The 12,605-nt window shown below is 72.2% G+C and carries 14 protein-coding genes and 1 pseudogene; 7 read left to right on the top strand and 8 right to left on the bottom strand.

Annotation, left to right across the window (positions count from 1 at the left end):
• The first annotated feature begins 41 nt into the window (after positions 1-41).
• The 3 genes and pseudogenes from ACWEBX_RS08990 to ACWEBX_RS08980 all read left to right on the top strand — a co-directional run bounded on the left by ACWEBX_RS08990 (position 42) and on the right by ACWEBX_RS08980 (position 2,549).
• Positions 42-989: a L,D-transpeptidase gene (locus ACWEBX_RS08990; protein WP_451884230.1), complete on the top strand. Its 948-nt coding sequence runs from the start codon at positions 42-44 to the stop codon at positions 987-989.
• A 163-nt stretch (positions 990-1,152) separates the two neighbouring features.
• Positions 1,153-2,042: pseudogene (locus tag ACWEBX_RS08985) on the top strand (tyrosine-protein phosphatase).
• Positions 2,043-2,327: 285 nt separating this feature from the next.
• The gene (locus ACWEBX_RS08980; RefSeq protein WP_037614735.1) at positions 2,328-2,549 is read left to right on the top strand and encodes a hypothetical protein; all 222 of its coding nucleotides are present in this window, start codon (positions 2,328-2,330) and stop codon (positions 2,547-2,549) included.
• A gap of 80 nt (positions 2,550-2,629) precedes the next feature.
• On the opposite strand, the gene ACWEBX_RS08975 is transcribed toward ACWEBX_RS08980, so the two are convergent.
• Positions 2,630-3,478 carry a hypothetical protein gene (locus ACWEBX_RS08975; RefSeq protein WP_451884229.1) on the bottom strand — a complete coding sequence of 283 codons (849 nt, stop codon included), beginning with the start codon at positions 3,476-3,478 and terminating at the stop codon, positions 2,630-2,632.
• A 176-nt stretch (positions 3,479-3,654) separates the two neighbouring features.
• Here ACWEBX_RS08975 and ACWEBX_RS08970 point away from each other — a divergent pair, with 176 nt between their 5' ends.
• Together ACWEBX_RS08970 and ACWEBX_RS08965 are read left to right on the top strand one after the other, a co-directional pair.
• Positions 3,655-3,990 (top strand): MerR family transcriptional regulator, encoded by a 336-nt coding sequence (locus tag ACWEBX_RS08970; RefSeq protein WP_451884228.1) that lies wholly within the window; start codon positions 3,655-3,657, stop codon positions 3,988-3,990.
• Between the two features lie 302 nt (positions 3,991-4,292).
• A complete protein-coding gene (locus ACWEBX_RS08965) occupies positions 4,293-4,496 on the top strand; it encodes a cold-shock protein (RefSeq protein ID WP_020871138.1) in 204 nt (67 codons plus the stop codon).
• A 142-nt stretch (positions 4,497-4,638) separates the two neighbouring features.
• Here the strand turns inward: ACWEBX_RS08965 and ACWEBX_RS08960 are convergent, their stop codons facing one another.
• The gene (locus ACWEBX_RS08960) at positions 4,639-5,061 is read right to left on the bottom strand and encodes an ATP-binding protein (RefSeq protein ID WP_451884227.1); all 423 of its coding nucleotides are present in this window, start codon (positions 5,059-5,061) and stop codon (positions 4,639-4,641) included.
• 224 nt (positions 5,062-5,285) lie between these two features.
• The gene (locus tag ACWEBX_RS08955; protein ID WP_451884226.1) at positions 5,286-5,744 is read right to left on the bottom strand and encodes a cupin domain-containing protein; all 459 of its coding nucleotides are present in this window, start codon (positions 5,742-5,744) and stop codon (positions 5,286-5,288) included.
• Positions 5,745-5,825: 81 nt separating this feature from the next.
• Between ACWEBX_RS08955 and ACWEBX_RS08950 the strand changes: the two genes are divergently transcribed.
• The gene (locus ACWEBX_RS08950; RefSeq protein ID WP_451884225.1) at positions 5,826-6,758 is read left to right on the top strand and encodes an FkbM family methyltransferase; all 933 of its coding nucleotides are present in this window, start codon (positions 5,826-5,828) and stop codon (positions 6,756-6,758) included.
• Between the two features lie 7 nt (positions 6,759-6,765).
• Here the strand turns inward: ACWEBX_RS08950 and ACWEBX_RS08945 are convergent, their stop codons facing one another.
• The 3 genes from ACWEBX_RS08945 to modA form a co-directional block, all read right to left on the bottom strand.
• Complete coding sequence (locus ACWEBX_RS08945; RefSeq protein WP_451884224.1) at positions 6,766-7,848, bottom strand: ABC transporter ATP-binding protein; 1,083 nt, start codon at positions 7,846-7,848, stop codon at positions 6,766-6,768.
• Positions 7,849-7,954: 106 nt separating this feature from the next.
• Positions 7,955-8,839, bottom strand: a complete 885-nt coding sequence (modB, locus tag ACWEBX_RS08940; protein ID WP_451884223.1) for a molybdate ABC transporter permease subunit — start codon at positions 8,837-8,839, stop codon at positions 7,955-7,957.
• 198 nt (positions 8,840-9,037) lie between these two features.
• Complete coding sequence (modA, locus tag ACWEBX_RS08935) at positions 9,038-9,883, bottom strand: molybdate ABC transporter substrate-binding protein (protein ID WP_451884222.1); 846 nt, start codon at positions 9,881-9,883, stop codon at positions 9,038-9,040.
• Between the two features lie 220 nt (positions 9,884-10,103).
• Here modA and ACWEBX_RS08930 point away from each other — a divergent pair, with 220 nt between their 5' ends.
• Entirely contained in the window at positions 10,104-10,601 is a 498-nt protein-coding gene (locus ACWEBX_RS08930) for a molybdopterin-dependent oxidoreductase (protein WP_451884221.1), read from the top strand.
• Positions 10,602-10,622: 21 nt separating this feature from the next.
• Here the strand turns inward: ACWEBX_RS08930 and ACWEBX_RS08925 are convergent, their stop codons facing one another.
• Together ACWEBX_RS08925 and ACWEBX_RS08920 are read right to left on the bottom strand one after the other, a co-directional pair.
• Positions 10,623-11,018 carry a TOBE domain-containing protein gene (locus tag ACWEBX_RS08925; RefSeq protein ID WP_451884220.1) on the bottom strand — a complete coding sequence of 132 codons (396 nt, stop codon included), beginning with the start codon at positions 11,016-11,018 and terminating at the stop codon, positions 10,623-10,625.
• A 226-nt stretch (positions 11,019-11,244) separates the two neighbouring features.
• On the bottom strand, positions 11,245-12,603 hold the full coding sequence (locus ACWEBX_RS08920; protein WP_451884272.1) for a M20/M25/M40 family metallo-hydrolase: 1,359 nt from the start codon (positions 12,601-12,603) through the stop codon (positions 11,245-11,247).
• Between the last annotated feature and the right edge of the window lie 2 nt (positions 12,604-12,605).

Genomic DNA, 12,605 nt, shown 5'->3' with positions numbered 1-12,605 from the left:
CCCGTACGTCGCACATCGAAGCACACCACGGGGGGATCACCATGACCACGGAACTGCGAGGCCGCAGAGGCCGGTCGGCCCGCGCCTGGAGCGCGGCGGCGGTGTGCGCGCTCGCGCTCGCCGGATGTTCGGCGCAAGCGGCCGCCGACGGCGGGGGCGGGGCGGCCGGGCCGGAGGGCGGGCCGGCCGCCACCGCCGGGCCGACGGGCACGGCACGGCCGAAACCCTCGGTCACACCGCTCGAGTCCCTGCCGGGCGCGCACATCAACATCGCCGACGGGCAGACCGTGGGGGTCGGTATGCCGGTCTCGGTGACCTTCGACCGTCCGATACCGGTGGCCGAACGAGCCTCTGTCGAACGACAGTTGAAGGTGACCGCCGAGGTCGAGGGCTCCTGGGGCTGGGTGAAGGACCGTAACCTCGCCGACGGACAGCGCGTCGACTTCCGGCCCCGCAGGTACTGGAAGCCCGGCACGGCGGTCACCGTCCGGGCCGGGGCCGGAATCACCAGGCATTTCACGGTCGGCCGCTCCTTCGTCGCCACAGTGGATGTCCGTACACACTTCATGACGCTCGAAACCGCCGGATCGTCGCGCCGCGTCCCGATCACGGCGGGCGCGCCGGGCATGGACACCTGGAACGGCACGATGGTCGTCTCCGACAAGGCGTCCAAGGTCTTCATGGATTCGCGCTCGGTCGGCTACGGCGACCAGTACGCGGATTACTACTACTACGCCGTCCACCTCACCGCCTCGGGCACCTACCTCCACCAGAACCCGAAGGCGAACGTCTACGGCGGCCGTCAGAACGTCACGCACGGCTGCGTCGGACTCGCCACCGGCGGCCCCGCGAAGCGGTTCTTCGACGAGGTCATTCCCGGCGACGTCGTCAAGGTCGTCGGCTCCCGGGACACGGTCGCCGTCGGCAACGGCTACGGCGACTGGAACCTGACCTGGGACCAGTGGCGAGCCACGAGCGCGCTCGTCTGACGCGTCCGACGTCGGCACCGACCTGCCCGCCGCCGACGAGAACCACGCCGTCCGGCACGTCGTCGTCCGCGACACCACGGGCGGGGTCCACTCCCGGCCGGACCTGAGCTGAGCATTCACGTCCGCGACTGTCACCGCCGGCGACGACGGTTCGTACCGCATCGTGTGGAAGGCCCCCGGAGTGCGCGAGGTGGTCGTCCGCGCCGCCGGGCGGGCCGTCGCCAGGGGCGGTGCCAAGGGCGATGTCACCGTGCGCGGACTGCCCGCCGCCGACCGGCAGTGGTTCGACCTGGTCCCCCGGCACGGCGGCTCCCTCCACCTCGCCGACCGCCTGATCAAGCTCGACGGCGCGGTCAACTTCCGGGACGCGGGCGGCTACCGCACGACCGACGGCCACTGGGTCAAGATGGGCGAGATCTACCGCTCGGACGCCCTGAACAGGCTCAGCGACGCCGACCTCGCGAAGCTGAAGCGGGCATCCACGCGGTGTACGACCTGCGGATGGCGTCGGAGCGCGCCTCGGCCCCGGACCGGGTGCCCTCCGGCGCCTCCTACACCATCGCCGACGTGCTCGCCGGGTCGTCGACGCTCACGGTCATGCCGACCACCGAGGCCGAGGCCCTCAAGATCATGGTGGACGGCGAGAAGTTCATGGTCGGCGGCGACACCGCGCGGGCCGCCTACACGACCGTCTACGCCGGGGCGGCCGACGGCGACGGCGTCCTCTACCACTGCACGGCCGGCAAGGACCGCACCGGCTGGTCCAGCGCGGCACTGCTCACCGCCCTCGGCGTCCCGCGCTCCACGGTGACGAGCGACTGCCTCGCCAGCAACACCTACCGCGCCGCCGTCAACGCGGCCACGCTCGCGGCCATGCCCCCGGCCCAGGCCGCCGTCTACAAGCCCCTGCTCGACGTCCGCGCCGAGTATCTCGACTCGGGCTTCGACGAGGTCCGCGCCGAGTACGGCGACTTCCGCTCGTACCTGAAGGACGGCCTGCACATCGACGCCCGGGAACTGCGCGACCTCAAGCGCGAACTCCTGGTGGGCTGACCCGGGCGTCCGGCCGGCCTCCCGGGCGGGCCGGCCCGGGACTCGCCGTCGCTGGTTGTCCGGTCCGCGACAGGCTCGCCCGGCGGCCGGCCCCGCGCACCGGAAAGATCACGGAGCCCGCGCCCCGACGGCTGACCTCCGAGAACGCCCGGCCGGCCGGGCGGAGACCGCACGGGAGGCACCCCGTCCGCCCCGTTCCGCAGTCCGCGGGGACGCCGAGTCGGAGCGCGATCGAGACCATCAAGCCCTACCGCCCGCCGGAATAGGGCCCATACTGGAATCACGATGAGTAAATCCTCCGCGCCCCGGCGCCACCTGCCCACCAGCCCCTTCGCTGCACCCGTCGTCCCCGTGGCCAAGGAGTTCAGCCTCGGAGACCGCGTCTCCCACGACCAGTACGGCCTGGGCACGATCGTCGGCGTCGAAGAGGGCATCGCGATGCTCGTCGACTTCGGCGCCCGCCAGGTCCGCGTCCTGAGCCCCTACACCCGAATGGACCGGCTCTGACCCGCACCCACTGACACCTCCGGCCCGCGGCAGCCCCTTCACAGGTTGCCCGGGCCGCGGTGCGTCCGGGCGGCCGCTCCTCAGCCCTGAGTCGGGGCGGGCGACTTCCCCGCCAGGACGTCCTTCAGCCGGTTCGTGCCCGCCTGGACCGCCTGCTCGGTCGACTGGTGCTCGGTGCCGGAGAGGCCACCGTTGGTGAGGGACAGGGCGCTGTCGCCGACCCGCACCGCCGCGAAGTCGAGGGTCAGCGTCTCGGGGTCGCCCTCCAGCTCACCGCTCATCGTCACCCGCAGGCCCTGGCGGGCGTCCCCCACATCGGGCAGTTGTGTCGAGACGACCTGGACGGTCTGCCTGTCGCCCTTGCCGTTGACGGCCGTGAACTCGTCGCAGACGTCCGGCAGCGTCTTCAGCCAGTCGAACCGGGTGTCCAGGGCACTCTTCCCGTACGAGGCGACCTCGTAGCGCATCTGGGCGTCGTTGTCGCTGTCGTCGAAGCCGGTGACGGCACCGGCGCCCTGCGGCCTGCCGAGCAGGTCCTCCGTGTACAGGCCGTCCAGCAGCTTCTGGCACTGCTGGGCGTTCCCCTTGTCGGTGACGAAGGCCGAGGCGTCGACCTTGCTCTTGAGCAGCCTGTCGTGCCAGGCCGCCACGCCCTTCGACTCGTCCCACTGCGACCCCAGGTCGGAGTTGGTGATGAGCGCCGACTGCGCCTCGGCCCTGGTGAGCGCCCGGACGGACGGGGAGGGCGAGGCCTTCGCGGCACCGGTCTCCTCGGCCACGGGAGAGGCCGGGACCGTGGACGCCGGGGACGCGGGGGAGTCCGTACGGCCGGAGCCGCCGCCGTCACCTCCGCCGTTCGAGCAGGCGGCCGTCGAGAGCAGCACCCCCGCGGTCAGGGCGGAGGCGAGGAGACAGGACGGACGGATCATGCGAGGGCCTCCCGAGGACGGTCCCGAGGACGGGCTGTGTCCCTCCACGCCACCACCGGCCACCGCCCCCCACCAGCGCACCGGGCCGTCCGGGTGAGTGCGGCGCGCGGATGTCACCGGGCCGGTGCCGGGTGCCCCCGACCGGTACCGGCGACGATCTGCCAGAGTGGAAGGTGATGCATGCGCCCCAGGGAAGCACCATGAGCCCCACCGACCGGTTCGAAGACGACGACTACCCCGCCTACACGATGGGTCGCGCGGCCGAGCTGATCGGCGCCACCCCCGCGTTCCTGCGGGCCGTCGGGGAGACCGGGCTGATCACCCCCCTCCGCTCCGAGGGCGGCCACCGCCGCTACTCCCGCAACCAGCTCAGGATCGCCGCCCGCGCGCGGGACCTCGTCGATCAGGGCACGCCCGTCGAGGCGGCCTGCAGAATCGTCACGCTGGAGGACTGCCTCGACGAGGCTCTGCGGATCAACGCGGAGCTGCGCGGTTCGACACAGGACGCCTGAACGGGCCCTCGGCGGCCCTGTGCGGGTGTTTCCGGGCGGTCCGGGGCGGGTGTTTCCCGGCCGGGTCCGAATATCTGCTCCGGCCGGTGTAGAATTTGGTGCACGGGTCTGCGAGGTTTTGATATTCCCCGTGGCGGGGTGAGATAGTGCGCCCGCTTCGCGACGGCCGGCGTGCTACTGTCGATTTCAGTTGCAGTTGTGGTTCCCAAAGATTTTCCGGTGCATTCCGGTTGGGGCTTCATTGCGGCAGCGCGGGTTCACGAGTTGTGGATCTGCGAGCTTAGCCCCGAAGGAGATTTGACATGGCTACTGGCACCGTGAAGTGGTTCAACGCGGAAAAGGGCTTCGGCTTCATCGAGCAGGACGGCGGCGGCGCCGACGTCTTCGCCCACTACTCGAACATCGCCACCTCTGGCTTCCGTGAGCTCCAGGAAGGCCAGAAGGTGACCTTCGACGTCACGCAGGGCCAGAAGGGCCCGCAGGCGGAGAACATCGTCCCCGCCTAGTCCGGGACACCGGACGGCCGGCGCCCGCACCACACGGTGCGGACGCCGGCCGTCTGTTTTTTCGCGCTCATTGAAATTGCGATGAATTTTCGGTGCGCGTTCCCGTTTTCGGCGGCGCCAAACCCAGAATCTCGGCGAGCCGCTATCGCACCGCCAGCACCGCGCGTACGGTCTTGCCGCCGAAGCCCGTGCTGACGATCTCCAGGCTGTGAGCGAGCTCCTGGACCATGGCCAGGCCCCGGCCGCTTTCCGACTCCGTGTCCAGCGCGCCGATCCGCGGCCGCCCGGGACTGTCGTCGTGGACCTCGACGGTCACCCGCCCGTGCCCCAGTTGCAGCCGCAGCCGGCAACCGCTGCGGCCGTGGCGCACGGCGTTGGCGACGAGCTCGGAGGCGATCAGTGTGGCGTCGTCCACCTGGTCCGCGGTCGGCGCGGCGAGCCGTGGCCGTGGCCGGGTCAGAAACGCCGTCGTCAGCTTGCGGGCCCTGCCCGCCGAGACGGCCGTACGCGGCAGTGTGTACTCCACGCGGGCGGTCGGCCGGACGGTGCGCTGGTGCGCACGCATGACTGACACCTCTCTTCCCCCTCCCAGGACGACAAGCACCCGGCCGACGGCTCCGTCCCCGTCGACCGGGACCCCGCGCTGAACGGTGCGCGGCCGGTCCTGCCCTCGGGTGATGCCCCACCCGGACGATCCGCAACCAACGACCCGCGTCACAAAGCCGCCAAGGAACGTCCGAAGGCCGCTCGACGGCGGCTCAAACCGCCCATGAAGCGTCAACGGCCCCTTCAGCGACCGGAGTCCAGGAGATGGAAGTCGTCGTAGTCGAAGCCGGGCGCCACCACGCAGCTCACCAGAACCTCCTCGTCACCGGCCGGCCGGGCCGACTGCCAGACACCGCCCGGGACGAGGACCTGGGGGCGCTCCCCGGCCTCGACGCGGGGGCCGAGACGGACGACCTGCGGGGTGGACTGGGGGCTCGTCCCGTCGCCCCCGAGCAGGACGTCGAGGGGGCCGCCGCGGTGCCACAGCCAGAGTTCGTCCGAGCGGACGGTGTGCCAGGCGGAGGTGTCGCCGGGCGTGAGGAGGAAGTAGATGGCGGAGGCGGCGGCGCGGGGTCCGGGGTAGCCGTCGGGCAGGAAGGCCTGGGGCGCCGTCCAGGTCTCGACGAACCAGCCGCCCTCCGGGTGGGGGCTCATGCCCAGTGCGGCGGCCAGTTCCGGGATCCCGTTCTCAGGAGAGGTCACCCCCTGCCTCTATCACGTGGCCGAACGGCGGTTCAACCAACTGCCGGTGGACACGCGGGAATGTCTGACAGGGTGTGGTTCATGGCGACCCTTCACAGAAAGCTGCTAGGTCTGCTTCCCCGGATCGGGGTGCAGGTGCTGGACCTCGGATCGGGAGCCGCGGTGGTCTACCGGCGCGGGGTGCGCAGACGCGTCGAACTGGGCAAGGGCGCCGATCTGGTGCTGCGGGGGCGGGCGGCGGCCTGGAAGCAGGTGCCGCTCGGGGGCACCGGTGCCCGTCTCCTGCTCGACGAGAAGGAGACGGCAGCCGACGAACGCAAGTTCCAGCTTTCGGCCGCGTCCTATCTCTGCGGGCAGCACGTCACCGCCCTGCTGGACCGGTACGAGGTGAACTGCGTCTTCGACGTCGGCGCCAACTCCGGTCAGTACGGGCGCCAGTTGCGCCGCCTCGGCTACACCGGCCGGATCGTGTCCTTCGAGCCGACCGCGGAGGCCTTCGGGAAGCTCCGGCAGGTCGCCGAGGGGGACCCCGACTGGCAGGTGCACCGGATCGGTCTCGGCCGCGAGGACACCACCCAGTCCATCCATGTGGGCTGGAACACCATGAACTCCCTTCTTCCGCCCAGTGATTACGGCAAGGACCGCTACAAGCGCTTCGCCAAGACCCGTACGGAGGAGATCGAGGTCCGCCGTCTCGACGGGATGATGGACACGGCCCTCGCCGGGATCGACGCCCCCCGCCCCTATCTGAAGATGGACACCCAGGGCTACGACCTGGAGGTGTTCGCGGGCGCCGGGGAACGCGCGGCGGAGTTCGTCGGCATGCAGTCGGAGGTCGCGACGCTGCGGCTGTACGAGGGCAGTCCCCGCATGGCCGAGGCCATCGCCGTGTACGAGGAGCGCGGCTTCGAGATCACCGGCATGTACCCGGTGTCGCGGGAGGAGGCGACCGGCCGGGTGGTGGAGTTCGACTGCGTGATGGTCCGCGCGACGGCGGTCCCGGCGGGGACGTAGGCGAGGCCTACGCCGGATAGGCGTGTGTCTGGACCGCCTTCACCGTGGCCCAGACGGGCGAGCCGGGATGCAGGCCGAGTTCCGCCGCGGCGACCGTCGTCAGGTCGGCGGCGAGCGGGAGTTCGCCGGTGAGATCCACGCGGATCTGGTCGCCGTGCGTCTCCAGACCCGCGACACGGCACTGCCACAGGTTGCGGGCGCTGGAGCCGGTGGGGCGGTCGCGGTGGAGCGTCACGGCGCCCGGCGGGAACGCCACGAAGACGGGCCCGTCGAGCCGCTCGGTCGTGGTGATCGCCGGGCCCGCCTCCAGCCGTACGGTGTGACCCTCGGCCTCGCCCCGGTAGAGGTTGAGCCCGACCAGCCGGGCGATGTAGTCGGTGCGCGGCCTGCGGGCGATGTCCGAGGGGCCGCCCTCCTGGACCACCCGGCCGTCCTCGACGACCACGAGCCGGTCGGCCAGCACCATCGCGTCCAGCGGATCGTGCGTCACGAGGACGGCGACGGCCTCGAAGTCGGCCAGATGGTGCCGGAGCTGGGCCCGCACGTCCAGCCGCGTACGGGCGTCGAGCGCGGCGAGCGGTTCGTCGAGCAGCAGCAGCCGGGGGCGGGTGGCGAGGGCGCGCGCGACGGCGACCCGTTGCGCCTGTCCGCCGGAGAGCCGGCGCGGCTTGGTCCCGGCGAACCCGGCGAGGCCCATACGCTCCAGCCACGCGGCGGCCTGGGCGCGGGCCGCCGCCTTGGGCACACCCCGACAGCGCGGTCCGAAGGCGACGTTGTCGAGCGCGGACAGATGCGGGAAGAGCAGGTAGTCCTGGAAGACGACGCCGACGGGGCGGGACTCCGGCGGCGTACGGTCCAGACGCGCGCCGTCCAGCAGCAGCCGGCCGCCCTCGGACAGCGGGGTGAGCCCGGCCAGCGCGCGCAGTGCGGTCGTCTTGCCCGCGCCGTTCGGGCCGAGCAGCGCGACGACTTCGCCTGGGGCGGCGGACAGTTCGACGTCGAGGTGGAACGAGCCGCGCCGGACGACGAGACGGGCGTCGAGGCCCGTGCCGGACCGCGCGTCCGTCGCCGCCGCTCTCGCCTCCGTCATGACGCGATCACCTCACCCTCGTGCGGACGCCGGGGCGCCGTCCCCGTACCCGCGTCCGTCATGAGGCTCGTCCTCGTGTCCGTCATCAGGTTCGTCCTCGTGTCCGTCATGAGGTCGCCGTCATCCAGCGGTCCCGCAGTCCGGCGAGTACCGCGATCGACACCAGCAGCAGGACGAGACTCAGGGCGATCGCCGCGTCGGGGTCGCTCTGGAGGGCCAGATAGACCGCGAGCGGCATGGTCTGGGTACGGCCCGGGAAGTTGCCCGCGAAGGTGATCGTCGCGCCGAACTCGCCGAGGGCGCGGGCCCAGGCCAGTACGGAACCGGCGGCGATGCCCGGCGCGATGAGGGGCAGGGTGACCCGGCGGAACGCGGTGAAGCGGGAGGCGCCGAGGGTCATGGCGGCCTCCTCGTACCGCGGGTCGGCCGCCCGCAGGGTGCCTTCCACGCTGATCACCAGGAAGGGCATCGCCACGAACGCCTCGGCCACGACCACCCCGGCCGTCGTGAAGGGCAGCGTGATCCCGAACCACGCGTCGAGCAGCTTCCCGACGATGCCGTTGCGGCCGAGGGCCAGCAGCAGCGCGACACCGCCGACCACCGGAGGCAGGACGAGCGGCAGGGTGACCAGGGCCCGGACGAGTCCGCGGCCCGGGAACTCCGTACGGGCCAGCAGCCACGCGAGCGGCACCCCGAGCACCAGGCTCACCGCGGTGGCCGCCGTGGCCGAGAACAGGGAGAGCCGGAGGGCCTGCCACACCTCTGGCTTGGCCAGTTGTTCCGGCAGGCTGCGCCAGGGCGCCCGTACGAGGAGCGCGAGCAGCGGGAGGAGCAGGAACGCGAGCCCGACGAGGGCGGGGAGCAGCAGGGGAAGCGGAGGTCCGCCCCGCACCCGGCCCGGCGTCCGGCCGCGCCCGCGGCGCGGTCCACCGGCGAGGGTGTCGGCGGCCGGGGCGCCGGACGTGTCGGGCGAGGTCACGGGATCACTCATGGTTTCAGGAGACGGGGTTCAGGGCGTTCGCTTCAAGGGGCGCGCCGCACGGGAGAGTCCACCGTGCGGCACGCGCCGGGTCGTCATCCGACGGGGGCGCCGCGTGCCGGACCGGGGCAGGACGGACACGGCGTGTGCCGGACCGCCGCAGGGCGAAGACGGCGTGTGCCGGACCACGGCAGGGCGAAGACGGCGGGGTCAGGACGTGGGCTTCAGGAAGCCGGCCTCCGTCAGCACCTTCTGGCCCTCCGGGGACCGCACCAGCTCGATGAACGCCTTGGCCGCGTCGGTGTTGGGCGCGTCCTTGAGCAGGGCGATCGGGTAGTCGTTGACGGCGTCGGCGGACTCGGGGAACTCCACGCCCTCCACCTTGTCACCCGCGGCCTTCACGTCGGTCTTGTACACGACCGCCGCGTCGGCCTCCTTCAGCTCCACCTTGGTCAGGGCGCTCTTGACGTCCTGCTCGTAGGAGACGGGGGTGAGCTTCAGCCTGCTCGCGTCCAGCGCCTTCTGGGCGGCGGCGCCGCAGGGCACGGTCTTGTCGCACAGGACGACCTTGAGGCCGGACTTGGTCAGGTCCTTCAGGGAGGAGATCTTGTCCGGGTTGCCGGGCAGGGTGGCGATCTCGAGCTGGTTGCGTACGAAGGTCTCGGGGGTGGTCGCCGCGTCGCCCTTGTCGGTCACGATGGCCATCGTCTTGGGGCTGGCCGCGGCGAAGACGTCCGCGGGCGCACCGCCCGTGATGCTCGCGGCGAGGCTGTCGCTGCCGCCGAAGCTGAAGGTGACCTTGGTGCCCGGGTGGGCCTTCTCGAACTGCTCGCCGAGGGCCGTGAAGCTCTCCTTGAGGGAGGCGGCGGCGAACACGGTCACCGTGCCGGAGAGCTTCGGCGCGGAGGACGCCGAGGCCGAGCCCTTCGCCTTTTCCGTCGCGTCGGACGAGTCGGAGGAGGAGCAGGCGCTCAGGGCCAGCAGCGCGGCGGCACCGATACCGGCCACCTGAAGGGTCCGGGTGGTGCGGCGGGTCCGGCGCGCGGATCGGGTCATCACGGATCTACTCCCTCGAAGACTCTGAGGCTCGCTGAAGCCTCCGTCGTGATCCTCAGTCCTGAGCTCACGGTCTGCTATGGCCTGATCATACTTCCGCATATGCGAGCTGTAAGTCTCCTGTTACATCGCATGAGCTGTGCCCAGGGGCTTCGGATGTACGCATGTGCGTTTGCCTCGGGTCGCCCCCGGGGTGCGGTCCACCGGGAGGTGCTGTCCAGTGAGCCAGTCCCTGACACAGCCGACGCCGCCGGCTCCCCCGCTCGCGGAACTCGCTCTGAGCGGTGACCTCGCCCGGCCCGGCCTGCTGACCGTGCCCGACCTGCTCGCCTGGCCCCAGCACCATGTGCGGGTCGCCTTCGAGTGCGCCACCAGCGGTGTGCGCCACCACGGCTTCGAGGGCCCGTTGCTGCACGACGTGCTGCGGGACGCCGGCCCCCGCTTCGACTCGTCCCGCCGCAAGGACCGGCTGCGCTTCCTCGTCGCGGTGGCGGGCGTGGACGGCCACCACGCCCTGCTCACCTGGGCCGAGATCGACCCCGACTTCGCGGACGCTCCGGTGCTGCTCGCGGTCGGCATCGACGGCACGCCGCTGGACCGGGCCGGCCCGCAACTGGTCCTGCCGCAGGACCGGTGCGGGGCCCGGCACATCAGCGGCATCAACAGCATCCGGGTGGACGGCCGTTATCCGTCCTGGCCCGCCGGGATGCCCGGCTGACCGTTCGTGCCCGGAGGCCGGTCAGGCGCGATCGATGTGCACGTTGGTCGACTTGACCCTGGCCGTGGCCTCCACGCCGACCTCCAGGCCCAGTTCCTCGACGGCCTCCCGGGTCAGCAGGGAGACCAGCCGGTGGGGTCCCGCCTGGATCTCGACCTGCGCCGCGACGTCGCCGAGCTTGACGGCGGTGACGATGCCGGGGAAGGCGTTACGGACGGACGTGGAGGACGTGACGCCCTCCTCGCCACCGGTTCCGGCCAGTTCCACCGAGAACGCGGCGAGGTCGCGACCCTCGATGAGGCGCCGTCCGCTCTCGTCCCGATGGGTGGCCACCCGCCCGGCGTCCGCCCAGCGGCGGGCGGTGTCGGGGCTCACGCCGAGGAGCCGGGCGGCCTGACCGATGGTGTAGGACTGCATGGCCGCGACGATAGGCAGGTGCTTCACACCCCTGCAAGCCGACCCCCGGGCGCGGCGCGCGCCGGTCCCGGAGCGCGGTGAGGGTCCCCGCCCGGTCCGTCGCCGGCGTCGGTCGAGCGACGGACCGGCGCTCGACCCCTGCACCGCGACGAGCGCCGCGGCACTCACCGCCACGACGCCGGCCGTGTCCCCTGTTCATCGCGTCCGCGCGGGCCGGCGGATACGTTCAGCGGCCGCGGCCCCCGGTGGCCGCGTAGGCGCGGAGGAAGAGCGCCTCGACATGGGCCATGTGCTCGATCTCGGCCGGGTCGACGCTCTCGTTGGGCGCGTGGATGAGGCACTTGGGTTCCTCCACGCCCATGAGGATGATCTCGGCGCGGGGGTAGGTCTCGGCGAGGACGTTGCACAGCGGGATGGAGCCGCCCTGGCCGAGGAAGGCCATGGGCTTGCCGTAGACCTCGTTCATGGCGCCGCCGAGCGCCGCGTAGGCGGGGCCGTCGGTGGCCGCCCGGAAGGGGGCGCCGGCGCTCTCGTCCTCGACGCCGACCCGGACTCCCCAGGGCGCGGCCTCGGTCAGATGCCGGGTGAGGGCCGCGCGGGCCGCCGCCGGGTCCGTGCCGGGCGGGATCCGCAGGCTCACCCGTGCCCGTGCGGTGGCCGGCACGGCGGCGGCGGAGCCGACGACCGGGGGGCAGTCGACGCCGAGGACGGTGACGGCGGGGCGGGCCCACAGCCGGTCGGCGACCGTGCCGGTCCCGGTGAGACGGACGCCGTCCAGGACGCCGGCGTCCGCGCGGAACTGCGCCTCGTCGTAGCCGACGCCCTCCCAGACGCCCTCGCAGTCGAGTCCCTCGACACGGGTGGCGCCGGTGGCCGGGTCGTGCAGGGTGGAGAGCATCTGGATCAGCGCGGCGAGCGCGTCCGGGGCGGGGCCGCCGAACATGCCCGAGTGGATCTCCCCGGCCAGGGTGTCGACGGTGACGACGATGTTGGCGAGGCCGCGCAGGGTGACGGTGGCGGTCCCCGTGCCGACCTCCGCGTTGCCGGTGTCGCACACGAGCAGCGCGTCGGCGAGGAACTGCTCCGGGTGCTCGGCCACGTAACGCTCCAGGCCGCCCGTGCCCTGCTCCTCCGACCCCTCGGCGACGAACTTAAGGCCGACCGGGATGTCGTCGCCGAGCGCGCGCAGGGCGGTCAGGTGCATCACGATGTTGCCCTTGCAGTCCGCGGTGCCGCGCCCGTACCAGCGGCCGTCGCGTTCGGTGAGGGCGAAGGGCGGTGTGGTCCAGGCGTCGTCGTCCAGCGGAGGCTGCACGTCGTAGTGGCAGTACAGCAGGACGGTGGGGGCGCCGGGCGGCGGCGGGCGGTGGCCGATGACCGCGTGGCTCCCGTCGGGCGTCTCGGCGAGATGCACGTCGTGCAGCCCCGCCTCGGTGAAGGCGTCGGCCACCCACCGCGCGGCCCGGTGGCACTCCTCGGGCGGGTACTGGCGCGGGTCGGCGACGGAGGGGACGGCGACCAGCTCGGTCAGGTCGGTCCGGGCCCGGCCCATCAACCCGGCGATCCTCTCGGCGAGTTCGGACATGG

The organism is Streptomyces sp. NPDC005070 (genome assembly GCF_053600395.1).
Note: the sequence above shows the minus strand (reverse complement) of the source record. Positions and strands in the feature narration are given on the sequence as shown.

Excerpts from the sequence above, each read along its gene's own strand:
- ACWEBX_RS08925 (WP_451884220.1), bottom strand. The coding sequence starts at position 11,018 with ATGCAGTCCTACACCATCGGTCAGGCCGCCCGGCTCCTCGGCGTGAGC.
- ACWEBX_RS08990 (WP_451884230.1), top strand. The coding sequence starts at position 42 with ATGACCACGGAACTGCGAGGCCGCAGAGGCCGGTCGGCCCGCGCCTGG.
- ACWEBX_RS08980 (WP_037614735.1), top strand. The coding sequence starts at position 2,328 with ATGAGTAAATCCTCCGCGCCCCGGCGCCACCTGCCCACCAGCCCCTTC.
- ACWEBX_RS08945 (WP_451884224.1), bottom strand. The coding sequence starts at position 7,848 with ATGACGGAGGCGAGAGCGGCGGCGACGGACGCGCGGTCCGGCACGGGC.
- ACWEBX_RS08960 (WP_451884227.1), bottom strand. The coding sequence starts at position 5,061 with ATGCGTGCGCACCAGCGCACCGTCCGGCCGACCGCCCGCGTGGAGTAC.
- ACWEBX_RS08950 (WP_451884225.1), top strand. The coding sequence starts at position 5,826 with ATGGCGACCCTTCACAGAAAGCTGCTAGGTCTGCTTCCCCGGATCGGG.
- modB (WP_451884223.1), bottom strand. The coding sequence starts at position 8,839 with ATGAGTGATCCCGTGACCTCGCCCGACACGTCCGGCGCCCCGGCCGCC.
- ACWEBX_RS08975 (WP_451884229.1), bottom strand. The coding sequence starts at position 3,478 with ATGATCCGTCCGTCCTGTCTCCTCGCCTCCGCCCTGACCGCGGGGGTG.
- ACWEBX_RS08920 (WP_451884272.1), bottom strand. The coding sequence starts at position 12,603 with ATGTCCGAACTCGCCGAGAGGATCGCCGGGTTGATGGGCCGGGCCCGG.
- modA (WP_451884222.1), bottom strand. The coding sequence starts at position 9,883 with ATGACCCGATCCGCGCGCCGGACCCGCCGCACCACCCGGACCCTTCAG.
- ACWEBX_RS08970 (WP_451884228.1), top strand. The coding sequence starts at position 3,655 with ATGCATGCGCCCCAGGGAAGCACCATGAGCCCCACCGACCGGTTCGAA.
- ACWEBX_RS08965 (WP_020871138.1), top strand. The coding sequence starts at position 4,293 with ATGGCTACTGGCACCGTGAAGTGGTTCAACGCGGAAAAGGGCTTCGGC.